General features: G+C 72.4%; 13 protein-coding genes. 10 read left to right on the top strand and 3 right to left on the bottom strand.

The genetic code is table 11. The features are described 5' to 3' along the window. Nucleotides 1-36 precede the first annotated feature (36 nt). The 5 genes from ACFYW1_RS17355 (at nucleotide 37) to ACFYW1_RS17335 (ending at nucleotide 5,284) form a co-directional block, all read left to right on the top strand. On the top strand, nucleotides 37-729 hold the full coding sequence (locus ACFYW1_RS17355) for a response regulator transcription factor (protein ID WP_388992978.1): 693 nt from the start codon (nucleotides 37-39) through the stop codon (nucleotides 727-729). Between the two features lie 89 nt (nucleotides 730-818). Then, nucleotides 819-2,309, top strand: coding sequence for an ATP-binding protein (locus ACFYW1_RS17350; protein ID WP_388993386.1), 1,491 nt, complete (start codon nucleotides 819-821; stop codon nucleotides 2,307-2,309). 75 nt (nucleotides 2,310-2,384) lie between these two features. Then, nucleotides 2,385-2,849: a hypothetical protein gene (locus ACFYW1_RS17345; RefSeq protein ID WP_388992975.1), complete on the top strand. Its 465-nt coding sequence runs from the start codon at nucleotides 2,385-2,387 to the stop codon at nucleotides 2,847-2,849. Nucleotides 2,850-3,102: 253 nt separating this feature from the next. After that, complete coding sequence (gene thrS / locus ACFYW1_RS17340) at nucleotides 3,103-4,461, top strand: threonine--tRNA ligase (protein WP_388992972.1); 1,359 nt, start codon at nucleotides 3,103-3,105, stop codon at nucleotides 4,459-4,461. A gap of 43 nt (nucleotides 4,462-4,504) precedes the next feature. Then, a complete protein-coding gene (locus tag ACFYW1_RS17335; RefSeq protein ID WP_388992969.1) occupies nucleotides 4,505-5,284 on the top strand; it encodes a sporulation protein in 780 nt (259 codons plus the stop codon). A gap of 72 nt (nucleotides 5,285-5,356) precedes the next feature. On the opposite strand, the gene ACFYW1_RS17330 is transcribed toward ACFYW1_RS17335, so the two are convergent. Then, nucleotides 5,357-5,935: a hypothetical protein gene (locus ACFYW1_RS17330; protein WP_388992966.1), complete on the bottom strand. Its 579-nt coding sequence runs from the start codon at nucleotides 5,933-5,935 to the stop codon at nucleotides 5,357-5,359. Nucleotides 5,936-6,016: 81 nt separating this feature from the next. Beyond that, nucleotides 6,017-7,237, bottom strand: coding sequence for an FAD-dependent oxidoreductase (locus tag ACFYW1_RS17325; protein WP_388992963.1), 1,221 nt, complete (start codon nucleotides 7,235-7,237; stop codon nucleotides 6,017-6,019). Between the two features lie 302 nt (nucleotides 7,238-7,539). On the opposite strand from ACFYW1_RS17325, the gene ACFYW1_RS17320 reads away from it, so the two are divergent. The 3 genes from ACFYW1_RS17320 to ACFYW1_RS17310 all read left to right on the top strand — a co-directional run bounded on the left by ACFYW1_RS17320 (nucleotide 7,540) and on the right by ACFYW1_RS17310 (nucleotide 10,445). Next, nucleotides 7,540-8,118 (top strand): TetR/AcrR family transcriptional regulator, encoded by a 579-nt coding sequence (locus ACFYW1_RS17320; RefSeq protein ID WP_388993384.1) that lies wholly within the window; start codon nucleotides 7,540-7,542, stop codon nucleotides 8,116-8,118. Between the two features lie 106 nt (nucleotides 8,119-8,224). Then, nucleotides 8,225-9,580 (top strand): hypothetical protein, encoded by a 1,356-nt coding sequence (locus tag ACFYW1_RS17315; protein ID WP_388992960.1) that lies wholly within the window; start codon nucleotides 8,225-8,227, stop codon nucleotides 9,578-9,580. After that, nucleotides 9,573-10,445, top strand: coding sequence for a hypothetical protein (locus tag ACFYW1_RS17310; RefSeq protein WP_388992956.1), 873 nt, complete (start codon nucleotides 9,573-9,575; stop codon nucleotides 10,443-10,445). The genes ACFYW1_RS17315 and ACFYW1_RS17310 overlap by 8 nt, the downstream gene beginning before the upstream one ends. 90 nt (nucleotides 10,446-10,535) lie before the next feature. Here ACFYW1_RS17310 and ACFYW1_RS17305 read toward each other — a convergent pair whose 3' ends face one another. Next, nucleotides 10,536-10,772, bottom strand: a complete 237-nt coding sequence (locus tag ACFYW1_RS17305; protein ID WP_388992953.1) for a hypothetical protein — start codon at nucleotides 10,770-10,772, stop codon at nucleotides 10,536-10,538. Between the two features lie 261 nt (nucleotides 10,773-11,033). Here ACFYW1_RS17305 and ACFYW1_RS17300 point away from each other — a divergent pair, with 261 nt between their 5' ends. Continuing rightward, nucleotides 11,034-12,578 (top strand): PH domain-containing protein, encoded by a 1,545-nt coding sequence (locus tag ACFYW1_RS17300; protein ID WP_388992950.1) that lies wholly within the window; start codon nucleotides 11,034-11,036, stop codon nucleotides 12,576-12,578. 600 nt (nucleotides 12,579-13,178) lie between these two features. Then, entirely contained in the window at nucleotides 13,179-14,372 is a 1,194-nt protein-coding gene (locus ACFYW1_RS17295; RefSeq protein WP_388992946.1) for a hypothetical protein, read from the top strand. Nucleotides 14,373-14,778 lie beyond the last annotated feature (406 nt).

Below are 14,778 nucleotides of genomic sequence, written 5' to 3'. Positions count from 1 at the left end.
TGGGGGAAACGGTTGCGGCACGCCCATAATCGGCCCATGCCGCATGTACTGCTCATCGAGGACGACACGTCCGTACGGGACGGGATGGAGCTCGTGCTGCGTCGGCACGGGTACGGCGTGGACACCGCCGCCACCGGGGAGCTGGCCCTCGCCCTGCTGGACGGCCCGGCCGGCGGGAGGGTCGAGCTGGCCGTGCTGGATCTGATGCTGCCCGGCATGGACGGCTTCGAGGTGTGCCGCCGCATCCGGGCCCGGACCGCCGCCCTGCCGATCATCATGCTGACCGCGCGCGGCGACGACCACGACATCGTGACGGGTCTGGAGGCGGGCGCCGACGACTACGTGGTCAAGCCGGTCACCGCGCCCGTGCTGGAGGCCCGCATCCGGGCCGCGCTGCGCCGGGCGGAGCCGTCGGCTCCCCGGGGCCCGGACGCCGATCTCGCCGGGCTGGTGATCGACCGCGCCGGGCTGACCGTCACCAAGAACGGCATCCCCGTCCCGCTGCCGCCCACCGAGCTGCGGCTGCTGCTGGAGCTGTCCGCCTCCCCCGGCCGGGTCCTCAGCCGCGAGCAGCTCCTCGAATCGGTGTGGGACCACACCTTCCTGGGCGATTCACGGCTGGTGGACGCGGCGGTGGGACGGCTGCGGGCCAAACTGGAGGACGTACCGGCCAAACCCCGGTACGTGCAGACGGTGCGGGGCTTCGGCTACCGCTTCGGGCCGCTGTGAGCCGTACCGGCGGAGGCGGCCGTCGGAGCGGCCGGGGCGGTCGTGGGGGCGGCGGCCCGGAGCGGCGGCGCCGGCAGCTCACCGGGGGCCTGCGTGTGCGGCTCCTCGTCACCTTCGTCGTCGTCGCCCTCATCAGCGCGGCGACCGCGACCGCCCTCGCCTACCGGGACGCCCGCACCGCCGTCCTCCAGCGCACCCAGAACGCGGCCGTGGACGACTTCCGGAAACAGGTCGGTGCGGTGGCCGTCGACTTCGACCTGCCGCCCGACCAGCAGTCGCTGTCCCGGTTCGCGGTGAAGGTGTCGGAGCGCGTCGGCGGGAAGATCGTGGTCGCCCGCTACCAGGACCTGTCCGCCACCTCCGACTCGTTCGCCGACACGAAGTCCCGGATCACCGTCGAGCTGCGCGCCGCCGTCATGACCGGTGACGGTGCGGGATTCCAGCGGGTGCGGTGGCGGGGCGACCCCTACCTGGTCGTCGGTACGCCCGTCATGTTCGCCGACGGGGACCGCCGGGCCTCCGGTCTGGAGGTCTACGCGATCACCGATCTGCGGGCCGAGAGCGAGGACACGGCCGCCCTGCTCGACTCCGTACGGGCCGGCATCGTGCCGGTGGTCCTGCTGGCCGCCGTCCTGGCGCTGCTGGCGGCGGGGACGGTCCTGCGTCCGGTGCGGAAGCTGGGCCGGGCCACCCGCGAGCTGGCGGCCGGGGACCTCGGCAGCCGGGTCGCCGTCACCGGGCACGACGAACTCGCCGACCTGGCACGGACGTTCAACGAAACCGCCGACGCCCTCCAGGCGTCCGACGCGGAGCTGCGCGAGCAGGAGGCGAAGGCGCGCCGTTTCGTGGCGGACGTGTCGCACGAACTGCGCACGCCCCTCGCGGCGATGACGATGGTGGCGACCGTCCTGGAGGAGGACGCCGACCAGTTGCCGCCGGACGCGGCGCGGGCGGCCCGTACCGTCGGCGCGGAGACGGCCCGGCTGTCCCGGCTGGTCGAGGACCTGATGGAGATCTCCCGCTTCGACGCCAAGGCGGTGCGGCTGAACGCGGCCGAGACCGACCTCGCCGACACCGTACGGGCATCGCTGGCGCTGCGCGGCTGGACGGACCGGGTGCGGACGGACCTTCGCGAGGGCGTGCGGGCGGTGGTCGACCGGCGCCGGATCGACGTGATCGTGGCGAACCTGGTGGGCAACGCGCTGCGGCACGGCGCCCCGCCGGTCACCGTGACCCTCGGGACGTCCCGTGCGGCGGACGGGGAGTGGGTGGTCCTGTCCGTCGCCGATCACGGCCCCGGGCTGCCGCCCGATGCGCGGGAACGGGTCTTCGACCGGTTCTACAAGGCGGACGCGGCCCGCACGCGCGGTGCGGCCGACGACAGCGGACAGGGCAGCGGCCTCGGTACGGCGATCGCGCTGGAGAACGCCCGGCTGCACGGCGGCACGATCGAGGTGACCGACGCGACTGACGTGGCCGGCACCGCCGATGTGACCGGTACGGCCGCCGACGGGCCGCGGCGCGGCGCGGTGTTCACGCTGCGGCTGCCCCTGCGACGCACGGAGGAGGAAGCGGAGTGAGGGTCCGGCGCACGGAGGAGGAAGCGGAGTGAGGGTTCGGCGCATGGGAGGGGACGCGGAGTGAGGGTTCGACCGGTGGGAACGGCTGCCGTGCTGGGGGCCGTCCTGGTGGGGTGCGGGGTCCAGCCGACCGGGGTGATAGGCGCGGGCGAACCCGCGTCCGGGCTGACGCGCGGCATGCGGCTGTACTACGCGTCCGCCGCCGGGCTGCGCGCGGTGCCCCTGATCGACCAGGAGGTCGGTGACCTCGCCGGGGTGCTGAAGCTGCTCGGGCAGGAGCCGCCCGAGGGACTCATCTCCCTCGTCCGTCTCGGCGGCTACTCGGCGACCGGCTCGGGCACCCGTGTCACGGTCAGCATCGAGGGCCTCTACGGCGGCTCGGGGCACGACCAGGGCACGGGGCAGGTGGTGTGCACGCTGGCACGCGCCCAGTCCGTGCTCGAACCGAAGGTCGGGGCCGATGACGTGGAGGTGACCCTGCGGCCGTCCGAGGGCGCCGCGCTGGGCCCCTACCGGTGCGCGGACTTCCTCAACAGATGAGCCGGGCGGGCTCGCGCCGACGGACCGGGCGGGCGCACGGCAGGGGGCCGGGCAGGTACACGGCAGGGGGCCGGGCAGGTGCACGGCAGCGGGGCCGGGCGGGCCGATCCGCGTCGGCGGGCCGGGCTAGCGGGTGCACAACGGCAGGCGGGGCCTTCGCGAACCCGCCCGGCGGAAAAGGCCGGGCGGACACCGGCCTCCCCTGCTAACGTCCCCGGCATGAAGCGCGCCGCCATGACGACGACGCCGGAGAGTGTCCCGGCGCGCTGACCCATGTCTCAGTCCGAAGCCCCGGGGCGAGTGCCCCGGGGCTTCGTCCTGCGGTCACCCGCCCGATGACCGCGAGGAGACCACCATGCACGACCACCGCAAACTCGGCCGTGAACTGGGCCTGTTCGACACCGACCCGCTGATCGGCGCGGGCCTGCCGTACTGGCTGCCCGACGGTGCGACCGTCCGGCACACCCTGGAGGAGTACATCCGCGCCGCCGAACGGCGGGCCGGATACCGGCACGTCTGCTCGCCGGTGCTCGGCAAGCGGGAGCTGTACGAGATCTCCGGGCACTGGGCGCACTACAGCGACGACATGTTCCCCCCGATGGACCTCGGCGGCGAGCAGGTCGTACTGCGGCCGAGCCTGTGCCCCCATCACGCGGTGATCTACCGCTCCCGCTCCCACAGCTACCGCGAGCTGCCCCTGCGCATGGCCGAGCTCGGCGGCATGTACCGCTCCGAACTGTCCGGCGTGCTCGGCGGGTTGACCCGGGTCCGGGCCATCCAGCTCAACGACGCGCACATCTTCTGCACCCTGGACCAGGTCGCCGAGGAGGCGCGGGCCGCACTGGAGATGATCCGCCGGGCGTACGAGGCACTCGGCATCACCCTGGCCCGCCACCGGCTCTCCTTGCCGGGCCCCGGTGGCAAGTACGTCGCCGCACCCGAGCAGTGGCGGCGCTCCACCGAGCTGCTGATCGACGTCCTCGACCGCTCCGGTCTGCCCTACGAGGCGGCCGAGGGGGAAGCCGCGTTCTACGGGCCCAAGATCGACGTCCAGGTCGCCGACGGCGCCGGCCGGGAGTCCACCCTGTCCACCATCCAGATCGACTTCCACCAGCCCGAACGGTTCGACCTGCACTACATCGGCGCGGGCGGTGCCCGGCACCGCCCGGTCATGGTCCACCGCAGCATCATCGGCAGCGTGGAGCGGGCCGTCGCCCATGTCGTCGAACGGCACGGCGGCGCCTTCCCCGCCTGGCTCGCCCCCACCCAGCTGGTGGTCCTCCCGGTCTCCGGAGCAGAGCTGCCGAACGCCGCGGCGCTCGCCCGGCGTTGCGCCGAAATCGGGCTGCGTGCCGAGGTCGTGGCACCGGACCGCGGCAGCCTGGGGGCCCGGATCCGGGAAGCCCGCCTGGTTCCCTATCAGGCCGTCATCGGCGCCAGGGAGGCCGTGGACGACCATGTCGCCCTGCGGCTGCGCGACGGTCGCCGGATCGGCCCACGACCGGTCGACGAGGTGCTCGCCCGTATCTCCGCCCTCGTCGCCGCCCACGGCACCGAGCTGTGGTCCGACGCCGCCCCCGCAGCGGGCGGCGCGCCCGGGACCCACTGCTGACCAGTGGTTATGCTGCGCCGTAGCCATAGGGGAGGGAACACACATGGGCTTTCGCAGACTGTTCGGGCTGGAGAACAACAGCGCCGTCCAGGAACCGCCGGAGATCGACACGCACATCACCACGATCGCTCCGCTGCCCGGCCACATCATTGAGGGCGAAGTCGTCCTCAAGGGCGGCAGCCAGGGCTTCAAGGTCGATCACCTCAACCTCGACGTCGAGGCCAAGAGCTACTCCTACAACGGCACGCTCAGGGAGGAGAACGTGGTCGGCCTGGATGTGGGTCGCTACTCGTTCGAGGTGGAGGCCGGCACGGAGCAGAGGGTGCCGTTCAACGGGCAGCTGCCCTGGGAATGTCCGGTCACCGAGCTCGGCGGCCGTGCCCTCGGCGTCGATGTGTCCCTGACCACCCGGCTGCGCTGGGAGACCGAATCCCCGGTCAGGGACCTGGACTTCCTGCACATCGTGGCGCCGCCGCTGTACGAGGCGGTGCTGGACACGTTCGCCGAGGAGGGCTACCGGGTCGACGGATCGCAGTTGATCGACTCGTACATCCCCGACGTGGAGGCGCACCAGGGCCTGTACCAGATCTTCTTCGTCGGCAACCCCGCGAATCCGGGCCGGTTCGGGGAGCTGGAGGTCGTCTTCCACCAGAACGTGGTCGGCGCCATGGTCTACGTCCGCCGCGCCGCCCGCTCCGTGTTCGAGTGGGAGGAGAAGCCCCCGGTGCGCTCCTTCCCGGCCGCGCACCACGAGGTGGGGCAGGTCGGTTTCGGGGAGCGGGTACGCGGTGCGCTCGCCGAACTCGCGCTCCTGGACCGCTGAGGGGTGAGCCTCCCGGGGCACGGCGCTCACCGACCGGAGCGGCCCCGGTGACAGGCGTACGTCACCGCCCCGTCATCCGCCCCCCTGGCGAGCAGGGGCGGGTGACGGGCCGTCGTGTCGGTGCGACGGGCCGGTGGGACCCACGTTCCACTCCCGGGGCAGGTCGTCGCCGCAGAAGACGCAGACGAAGTCGTCCTCGCGCACGATGTTGTGCTCCCGGCAGCCGGGGCAGCACCGGAACACCACCTCGTGGGTGAAGCCCGACGGACGCCCGAGGCCCGTACGGTCCAGGGCCCGGGCGACCGCCGGCCACGAGGTGACGTCCGGGCAGTACCCGGTCGAATGATTGCTGATCCCGTCGACGGCCCACCGGCCCGCATCGTGGACGAAGCCGATCTCACCGGCGCCCAGGACCGGCTCCCCACCGGCACAGGCCACGTGCTCGCTCCGTCGCGGCGCCAGCCGGAGCACACCGTCCGTGGCGACCACGAAGGTGAACGGCTCGGTCAGTTCCGCCTCGGGCAGCCCACCGGCCCAGCTGTCGAAGTCGGCCGCCGACCCGATCCGGCGACCACCGCTCCCGGGCCGGACCACGGCCCTCAGCTCGGCCGGTCCCACATAGGGATAGCTCCTCCGTCCCGGCGCGCTCATGTGCGCCGGCTCAGAGCTCGCCCACACGTGTGCGCGTCGCCACGGGCACCGAGTGGTCGGTGATGGCCGGTCATGCGGCGATCATATGACGGTCGTGGGGCCGGTCATGTGAGCGAGCACCCGGGCGGCGCCGTCGGGGCCGAATGCCTCGTCGATGGCCTCGGCCGCCCCTTCGGCGGCTTCGACGGAGCGCGGCAGGAGGATCTTCTCGTAGGCGCTGACGGCCCGGTCGACGGTGGCGTTGCCGATGGCTGCGCCGGCGGGGGTGGTGTGGTCGGTGAGGGCGCCGGCGGTGACGGTGTGGTCGATGAGGGTCCGGGCGAGGTCGGCGCCGTCGAGCATCGCGAGGTTGGCTCCCATACCGGAGAACGGGGACATGAGGTGGGCGGCGTCGCCGAGGAGGGTGAGGCCGGGGGTGTGGGGCCAGGTGTGCGGGACGGGCAGTGCGTACAGGGGCCGGTTGACGTAGCCCGTGTCCGTGTCGGTGATGAAGCCGAGCAGGTCGTCGTCCCAGCCGGTGAACTCCTTCAGGAGGGCGTCGCGCACGGCGGCGGCGTCGGTGAGGTCGAGCCCGGCCCGCCGGTGCCAGTCCTCGTCGACGCGCATGCCGATGTGGACGCGGATGTGTCCGTCGCCGTTGCGCTGGGCGACAAGGCCCCGGTGGTCGTGCAGGGCCATCATGGTGCCGGCGGCGGTGAGCGCGGCGAGTCGGGGGTGGCGGGTGTCTGCGTCGTCGAAGCCTGTCTCGACGAACGTGACACCGGTGTAGTCGGGTGTCACGTTCGTCAGCAGAGGACGGACCCTGGACCAGGCCCCGTCGGCGCCGATGACGAGATCCGCTTCGGTGGTGGTGCCGTCGGCGAAGTGCAGGCGGTGGGCACCGTCGCCGAGGGGCTCGACCCGGGTGAGCCTGTGGGCCCAGCGGACGGTGCCGGGTTCGAGGGAGTCCAGCAGGAGCCCGCGCAGTCGGCCGCGGTCGATCTCGGGGGCGCCCTCGGCACTGTCGGCCTCGGGCGGTACGCCGTCGAACACGATCCGGCCGTCTCGGCCGACCACGCGCATCTGCCGGCCCTCGGGGCGGGACAGCGCGAGGAAGTCGTCCAGCAGTCCGGCCGCGCGCAGGGCGTACTGGCCGGAGTCGGGGTGCATGTCGAGGGCGCCGCCCTGACCGCGGGCCCGGGGAGAGGCGTCCAGGTCGTGGACGGTGACGGCGATGCCGTGCCGTTGAAGGACCCGGGCGCAGGTGAGTCCGCCGGGTCCGGCACCGACGATGACGATCCGGGGGAAAGGGGCGGTGTTCATGGTGATGCTCCGTTCGCGCGCACAGCGGTGCCGTGGAGTGTGATGGGCGGGTCCCGAGCCCCAGAACGGGGCCGCGGTACAGCTGAAGGAAGGGCAGCGGGCAGGGAAAGGAGGGCCTGGGTCTGACGGGCCCTCACGGCCGCCATTCCAGAAAAGCACAACGACTCACTAAGTGCAACGAGTCAACTTTTGAATCTGGGCAACCGAAGAGATAGGGTCCTGGCATGGCCGATACCGAAACCGGTGCTGGTGTCGGCACCGACACCAGCACCGCCGTCGACGCCCCGGCGGCGTCAGCCCCCATGGGCCGCCGCGAGCGCAAGAAGGCCGCCACTCGCCGGGCCATCGCCGACGCCGCCCTGCGGCTGTTCCTGGAGCGCGGGTACGACGACGTCGGTATCCGCGAGATCGCGGACGCCGCCGATGTGTCGACCACGACGCTGTTCAAGCACTTCCCCGTCAAGGAAGCTCTCGTCTTCGACCAGGACGCCGACCAGGAAGCGCGGCTGCTCGCGGCCGTGCGTGAGCGCCCCCAAGGCCAGTCCCTTCCTGCGGCGCTGCGCGAGCACGCGCTGCGCCACCGCATGGCGTCAGCGGACGAGGACGCCCGTTTCGCCTCCTTCTCCCGTCTGGTGAACGACACCCCGCCCCTGCGCGACTACCTCCAGGCCATGTGGCTGCGCCACACCTCCGCCCTGGCCCGGGTGATCGCCGAGGAGAGCGGTCTGCCGGCCGGCGATCCCGCCTGCACCGCCCTGGCCCACTTCGCCCTCGAAGCACCCCGTGCCGCCCTCGGCCACGACGACCCCCGCCAGGCCGTCGTCCGCGCCTTCGAACTGCTGGAGAACGGCTGGCACGGCCTCGCCCCCGCCGAAGGGTGAAGCGGCCGCACGCCCCGACCGGCCACGGGACTCTTCCATCTTCCCCGCCTTCCCCACCTCCCCCGCCTCCCCCGCGCGGGTGAGGAGCACCGCTCTCAGGAGTGATGTGGGCGGTGGTGCGTCCGGCCAGCATGGTGACCAGGAATCAAGGAATCCGGAGGTCATCGTGGTCGTCTCCGCGACGGGCAGCACGCAGGGCAGGACCTCGTCCGGTGCTTCGGCAGGACGCGGGCGCGGCGGGGTTCAGCAGCGGCAATGGCCCGAGCGGGCTCCTGCCGCCGCCGGCGCGAGCAGTGTGGTGTACGCCGCCGTCGAGACCACCTGGGCGGTGACGGGAAGCACCGTGCCACTCACCCCGCACACCCCGTACTCGCCGACCACTCAGCTCGCCCTGGCCGCTCTGGCCCTCGTCGCCGGGGCCGTCTGCCGGGTCGCCGGGTGGCCGCCGGAGCGGTCGGGGCGGTGGGGCCGGCGAGTGGTGACGGCCGGACTCGCCCTCACCGTCCCGGTGTTCGCGATGGGCATGGCCGCCCTGCCCGCCTACTTCGTCACCCTGGCGTCCGGTACGGGACCGGAGAGCGTCACCGGACTGGTCCACGTACTGCTGAGCGCGGCCCTCGTCTCCTGTCTCGTCCTGGTCGGGCTGTCATACCGCCGACGGCTGACCGGCAGGTGTCCCCGCTGCGGAAGCGGGCGCGCACACGGGCACGACCGTGACGCACCGGTCCGCCGTCCCGACGCCTCCCCCGCCCCGCCCCGGACCCGGAAGGCGGCCTACCTGTTGCTGTGCGGGCTGCTGCCGTGGGCCGCGGTCAAGACCGTCTGGACGCTGGGCGGTGACGCGTTCGGCGTGACCGCCGAGAAGTGGAAGGAGTCCAACTCCGGCGGCTCGGAGGCGGTACGGGCGCTCGCCGCGGTGGGCATCGACGTCACCGTCCTGGCCGCGGGGCTGGGCGTCTTCCTGCTGACCGGCCTGATGTACCGGTGGGGGCAGGTGTTTCCCCGCTGGGTACTGTTCCTCTCCGGGCGTCGGGTGCCGCGCCTGCTGCCGCTGCTCCCGGCCTGGCTGACGGCCGTCGGCCTGTCGGTGTACGGGGTCGTCCTGGTGGTCTGCACCCCGCTCGCGGCGCTCGGGGTGCTTCCCGCCCCGGAACCCGACGCGGAGCTGGGCGCCACCCCCGCCGGGACCCTGTGGCTGGCGGCCTTCGGAGGGCTGGCGTTCGGTGGGTTGGGCTTCGGCCTCCTCCTGGCCTCCCGCTCCTACTACGCCCGCACCCGCCCCGTCTGCGCCACCGCGTTCGAGCGTACGGGGACGGAGGCGGAGAGACCCGGCACGGCCGTGACCGGAGCGGCACGGCCCCGCCGCGCCCGGCCCGGTTCCGGTGGGTCCGACGGGGTGCGGTGGAATGGGGCGGCACGAGGTGAAAACGATGGGAGTGAAAAGGAGTTGAGCAGTGGGTGAGTTGTTCGCATTGGACAGTGTCCTGGGGCACGCCGTCCGGGTCCGGCTGACGGAGGCCACCGCGTTCCACGAGGACTCGGCGGGCAGCGGGGTCGTTGTGGACCTCTCCCGTGCCGGCGAGCTCGACGGTCTGCGGGCGGCCATGGCGGTGGGCTCGCTGCCCGGCGGTGTGTGCATGTGCTCGGGAGACGTCCAGCTCGAATTCCTGGACGCACATGGTCTGTTCCTGACCGCCGCGTTCCTCCACCACGGTGTGACGCTTCGTTGGGACGGCTGGGACGGCGACGCGGTCCTCGTCGACGGCCGGTCGCTCCTGCGTTGGCTGGACCTGCACGGCGTTCCCGGTCCCCTGCGGCAGTTCGAGGAGGACGAGCTCCGGTACCAACGGGCGAGGGAGGAGGAGAGGTCGTGGCTCGCGGCGATGCCGCCCGCTCTGAACGAGTTCTCCGAGGCGATGCTCGGGCTCTCCCGAACCGGCGGGAGCGCGTCACCCCAGCTCCTGACCGCGGCACGGGACCGGCTGCGGCAGTCGGTCCCGGATCCGGTGAACCGGGCGCTGCTGTTGTTGGCCTGGTGCGGTGCGGGCAGCGGCCTGTGCTCGGGCTTCCCCTCGCACGAGGCAGTACCGGGGCTGCTGCTCGGGGAGGTGCCCATGGCGGAGATCATCGCCGGTTTGCAGGACCCGCGGGCCGATGCCCGCCACGACGCGGGGGCGGTCCGTCACCTCGTCGGCTGGAAGAGCCGGCCCGAGCAGAAGCGGGACGTGGACGCCCTCCCCGCACCGCTCAGAGCCCGCCTCCTGCAAGGGGCCCTGGCATCCGGCGACCCGGACAAGCAGGCCAGGGCGGAACGCTGGTTGGCATGACCCCGGCCGGGCCGGGGTCCTTCCCTCCCGGCCGGGGCCGGGGGAGCCGTCCCGACCGGGGCCGGAGGCATCGCGGTGAGGGAGCGTGGTTCAGCCGAGTTCCTTGTTCGGCACGTACGCCGCGCAGCGGCAGGTACCACTCGGTGTGAACTCGCCCGGGGCGAAGTCGTCCCCGGCGCATGACCCGGTGCCGCCCTCGTGGTCGCGGCTCTGGTGCTTGCAGGTGCGGCACCACTGCTCGGGCGTGGCGATGAGGAGCATCGGCAGGAGGGACACGAGGCCGATTCCCCCGAAGAGGCAGAGCAGGACGAGGAGGTTCTTCCCCACTTTCCTTCCCTCTCCGCGACGGCCGGTCGCCATCGCCCTCTCCACACGGTAGACCCGCACGGCCTGCTCTGCTGATGGGGACTCAGCACCTGTCGCACGAGAGACATATGACGGGACAACGGATGGCGGACCTGCTGGGGCGGGAGCGGCCCCTCGGCATCGGCGGGGAGAAGGACTGCGCCAGGTCGGCAATGTGGCGGGGCGAGGGTTGCCGGACATCGCACAAGAAGGCGTGGCCCGGCCGGTGCCAGGATTCCGCACATGAACGATGCTCGGGAACGGGAAGTGAACTGTCGCCCTCTCCGACAGCGCCCCTTGTGGTTCTTCGTCCACCTCGGAACCGCCGGCGCGTGCCTGGTCGCGGTGCGTGTCGTGTACGGGGGCGGGTTCCCGGACGTATGGATGGGTGTCGGCCTGCTGCTCGCCCTGATGGGTGTCCTGGCGTTGGGCATGGTGGCCAGGCGGGTGCGTGCCGACGCGTACGGCGTGCACGTCCGGACGCTGCTGCGCCGCCGGAGCGTGCCGTGGGACGACATCGCCGACCTGCGCGTACTCCTGAAGCACGAGCACAACCCCCGGGCCCCGGAAGTCCGGCGGGTGAGCATGGCGCTGCGCGGCGGGCGCAGCACACTCCTGCCGCTGCCGCGGAGCTGGTCGTCCGACGACCGCGCGACCTTCGACGCGGAACTGGACGCGCTCCGTGCGCTGCACGCCCGGTACGGAAATCCCGGTTCGAGTCACGTTCCCGTCATCTCGTACCGCACCGCCGGACGTGTTCCGGTCGGGGCCCTGGCACTGTGCGTGCTGCTGCTCGTGGGTGCGGGCGTGGCCGCTCTGGCCGTTCCGGACGCCGCCTCGCGCACGCGGGCATGGCAGTCGGCCGCCCCGTGCGCCACCGGGACGGCCGCCGAGGAGCGCCGCGAATGCCTGACCATCGTGCCCGCCGTGATCGAGAGGACCGAGATCGGCCGTCCCAAGAAGAAGAGTTGGCTGTACTTCACCGACGGCCGCCCGCTGGAACGGCTCGCGGTCTCCCAGGAGGGGGCCCAGGGGTTCGAGCCGGGCGACGGGGTCGAGGTGACCTTCTGGCACGGCGGGGCACGGAAGGTGGCCGGAGCGCACCACGTGTGGCGAGAGCATGTCCCCTCCGGCGGGGAAGTGGCTGTCTTCGCCGCCCTGTTGACCCTGCTCGCGGGCTTTCCCGGCGCTCGGGTGCTGCTGCATCTGCGGGGGCGTCGGCTGCCCGACGACGAGGTGCTCCCGTCGGCACTGCCGTTCCGGGGCGCGCTGGTCGGTACGGCCCTGTGGGTGCTGCCGTTCTGCTACCTCCACCCCACGACCCCGTTCGGTTCTCCCACGTCGATCATCTGGGCGGCCGTGGGCTCGTCGGCCACGCTGGTCATGTTCGCCCTGGCCTGGCGGGCCACTCGGGTCCGTACGCCCCGAACGGCTGCGGAATCCCTCGGGGAGGAGAGGGAGGTCCGGACGGAGGAGGTGTTCGTGGCCGCCCGCTTCCTGGAGCCCACGGACTACAACCCGCATCTGTTCGGCACCCACATCGTCCTCGGTGACGGGCCGCCCGCGGTGACACCCCACCCCGGCCCCGGACGCTTCGCGGCGAAGCCGATCCCGGTGCAACGGCTCACCCTCAAGACCGTCCGGCGGGTCCGGGGCGGCGACGGCGACATCGTCCCCGGCAACTGGCACATCGCCGAACTCGACGACGCGGGCGAGCCGGTCCGCCTCGCGGCCGCCCCGGACGACCTCTCCCGCGTCCTCCGCGAACTGTGCCCCGCAACGGTGTGAGACCTCCGACCGCGACAGCCGCGAGTACGACAGACACAGCCACCGGGGCAGCACGCGCCAGCGGCCGGGCAGAGCCGGCGAGGCCCGGAGCGGCCGTCCGAACGGATCGGTGAGGACCTGCACGTTCATGCCGTGGCGCTTGTACTTCCCGGCGCAGCAAGGGGTGCCGACGGCGATGCGGCGGTCGATCGGCAGCAGGGCGCCGCCCCGGATGACGAACACCTTCCCCCGGATCGTCCGCATCGCCTCGGCCGGGGACGGGGCGACGGCGGCCGGGGCCTCGACGGCTTCCCGTATGCAGCGACAGACCGTCACGGCCCCCGGTGCCGATCCCGGCGGCCGACCGGGCGCAGATGTCACCGCACCGCAGGTGGGCCAGGGCGGGCAGGGGCTGTCGCGGGGCGGAAAGGCACCGCCGACGCGTCCGGGTCTCCTCTCGCCCGGTCTTCAACCGCCCGTTCAGGAACCGCAAGGTGCGGTTGGACAGGTCGATCGAGGACGGGCAGACAAGCGCACGAAGCTCCTGGCGGACACGGGTGACCTTGGTCGAGACCCCGTCCACCAGGAGCTTCGCCGTGGCGCAGGCATGTCCAGCTCACTGTGACCGAGCACCTCGGCCGGCCATCGAGTGTTTCGGTCGGCCGCTCCGTGCTCAGCCGCCGGCCTCAGGACATGCCTGCCGGGCCGTGCGGCATGATCCCGATCATGCGCAGAGGGGTGGGCGGGGGTCTCTGCCGCTTGTGGCCATGGCACAGACGCGACGAGTCGGCGCTTGCCGAGATCGAGGCCGAGATCACCGCCTTCGGTGAGGCTCTGAACGCCCATCCCTTCAGCCCCGGCCGGCCCGGCGCCACCGATGAGATGCGAGCCGAGCTGGCACGTGCTCTCGACGCATACGACCAGGCGAAGCGGGACGCCGTCGGTGACCGGATACGGGAGGACACACTCGATGTCCTGCGCACACTGGACGAGGGCAGGCACGCGCTGGCTTGCCTGGATGCCTTGATCGCCGGCCGGCCCCTGCCGGATCACATGCCGCTGTGCTTTTTCGACGCCCGGCACAGTCGGGCCGCCCGCCAGGTCGGCTGGGCGCCTCCCGCGGGTGCCACCCGCAACATCGCCGTATGCGCAGCGGACGCGGTCCGCCTGACCGAGAACCCGCGTCCGAGCACTCCGGGACATCCGGGCCGGGGCAGCAGAGGCCGCACACAGCCGGGCGAGGCCGAGCTTCGTCCGAGGACGCCGAGGAGTGTCCCCCAGCCGCAGGTCAGGGGGAAGGAAGACAACGGTGAGCAGACCCATCGGCTGAAAATGCCGTCGTACCGTCCGGCCGTGATGGTCTTCTCGACCAGCGGGCAGGCACGGGTCCACGTGCGCTTCGAGGGCGTCAGGAAAGGGCGCTCCTCACGCCAGTACCGGCTGTCCGGTGACGGCACCCCCGTCACCGCCCGGATTCCGCTGCCGGAAGGGAAAAAGACCATCGCCTTCCACGTGTTCTCCGCCGGTGAGCAGGAGGCGTGGACGGCGACTGCGGCCCCGCTGCGGGAAGTCCCGCGCTTCCACGACGAGATCAACGGGACCGGATCGGATGTCGTGCACTACCGAGGGGAACCGGGCCCCGGCGTCCTGCACTACGCGGGGCCGGGCCTGATCCAGTTGGAGGCGCTGGACGACCGCCTCGCCTATTGGGTGACGGTGGCCGAGGGCCGCGCCGGGGAGCATACGTTCCCATGGCCTGGCCCCGGCTACTACCAGGTGCGCTCGGTCGGAGCGTGGAGCCTGTCCACTACATGACGAAGCGCGGACTGCTGGGGTTGGACCGGGGCCTGTTCGGTGTCCGAACCCTTTGGCAGACGCGAATCGGACCGCCATCAAATACCCGAATCTGTCGCCGTCCCCAGCCGACTGTGACTCTCGGGGTGGCCAGTCGACCATGCTCCGGCCGAGTCGACCAGCAGGCCGGTGTCGGTCCGGATGACACAGGATCCGGCCCCAAGCACCGTCCGCCAACCAGCGCGGCAATGACGTTCGCAAACGGTCTTCCGACTACCGAAACGCCCAGGAAGGCCCCACCACCCCACGCCGGCCCGCACGCGGAGGAGGATCCCGTCGACCACCCTTCAGCGGTCGCCCCGGCGACTGCCGCGTCACCCGGCAGACGGCAGAGGCGGCTCCAGCCGCACCCACTCCGCATTCGCCG

This window comes from Streptomyces sp. NPDC002669 (assembly GCF_042889165.1).
In the GTDB taxonomy this organism is placed as follows: domain Bacteria; phylum Actinomycetota; class Actinomycetes; order Streptomycetales; family Streptomycetaceae; genus Streptomyces.
The sequence above is the reverse complement of the archived record's forward strand: the minus strand, read 5'-3'. Positions and strand labels throughout refer to the sequence as shown.

Coding starts and splice junctions, on each gene's coding strand:
- ACFYW1_RS17355 (WP_388992978.1), top strand. CDS start 37: ATGCCGCATGTACTGCTCATCGAGGACGACACGTCCGTACGGGACGGG.
- ACFYW1_RS17300 (WP_388992950.1), top strand. CDS start 11,034: ATGAACGATGCTCGGGAACGGGAAGTGAACTGTCGCCCTCTCCGACAG.
- ACFYW1_RS17325 (WP_388992963.1), bottom strand. CDS start 7,237: ATGAACACCGCCCCTTTCCCCCGGATCGTCATCGTCGGTGCCGGACCC.
- ACFYW1_RS17335 (WP_388992969.1), top strand. CDS start 4,505: ATGGGCTTTCGCAGACTGTTCGGGCTGGAGAACAACAGCGCCGTCCAG.
- ACFYW1_RS17320 (WP_388993384.1), top strand. CDS start 7,540: ATGGGCCGCCGCGAGCGCAAGAAGGCCGCCACTCGCCGGGCCATCGCC.
- ACFYW1_RS17330 (WP_388992966.1), bottom strand. CDS start 5,935: ATGAGCGCGCCGGGACGGAGGAGCTATCCCTATGTGGGACCGGCCGAG.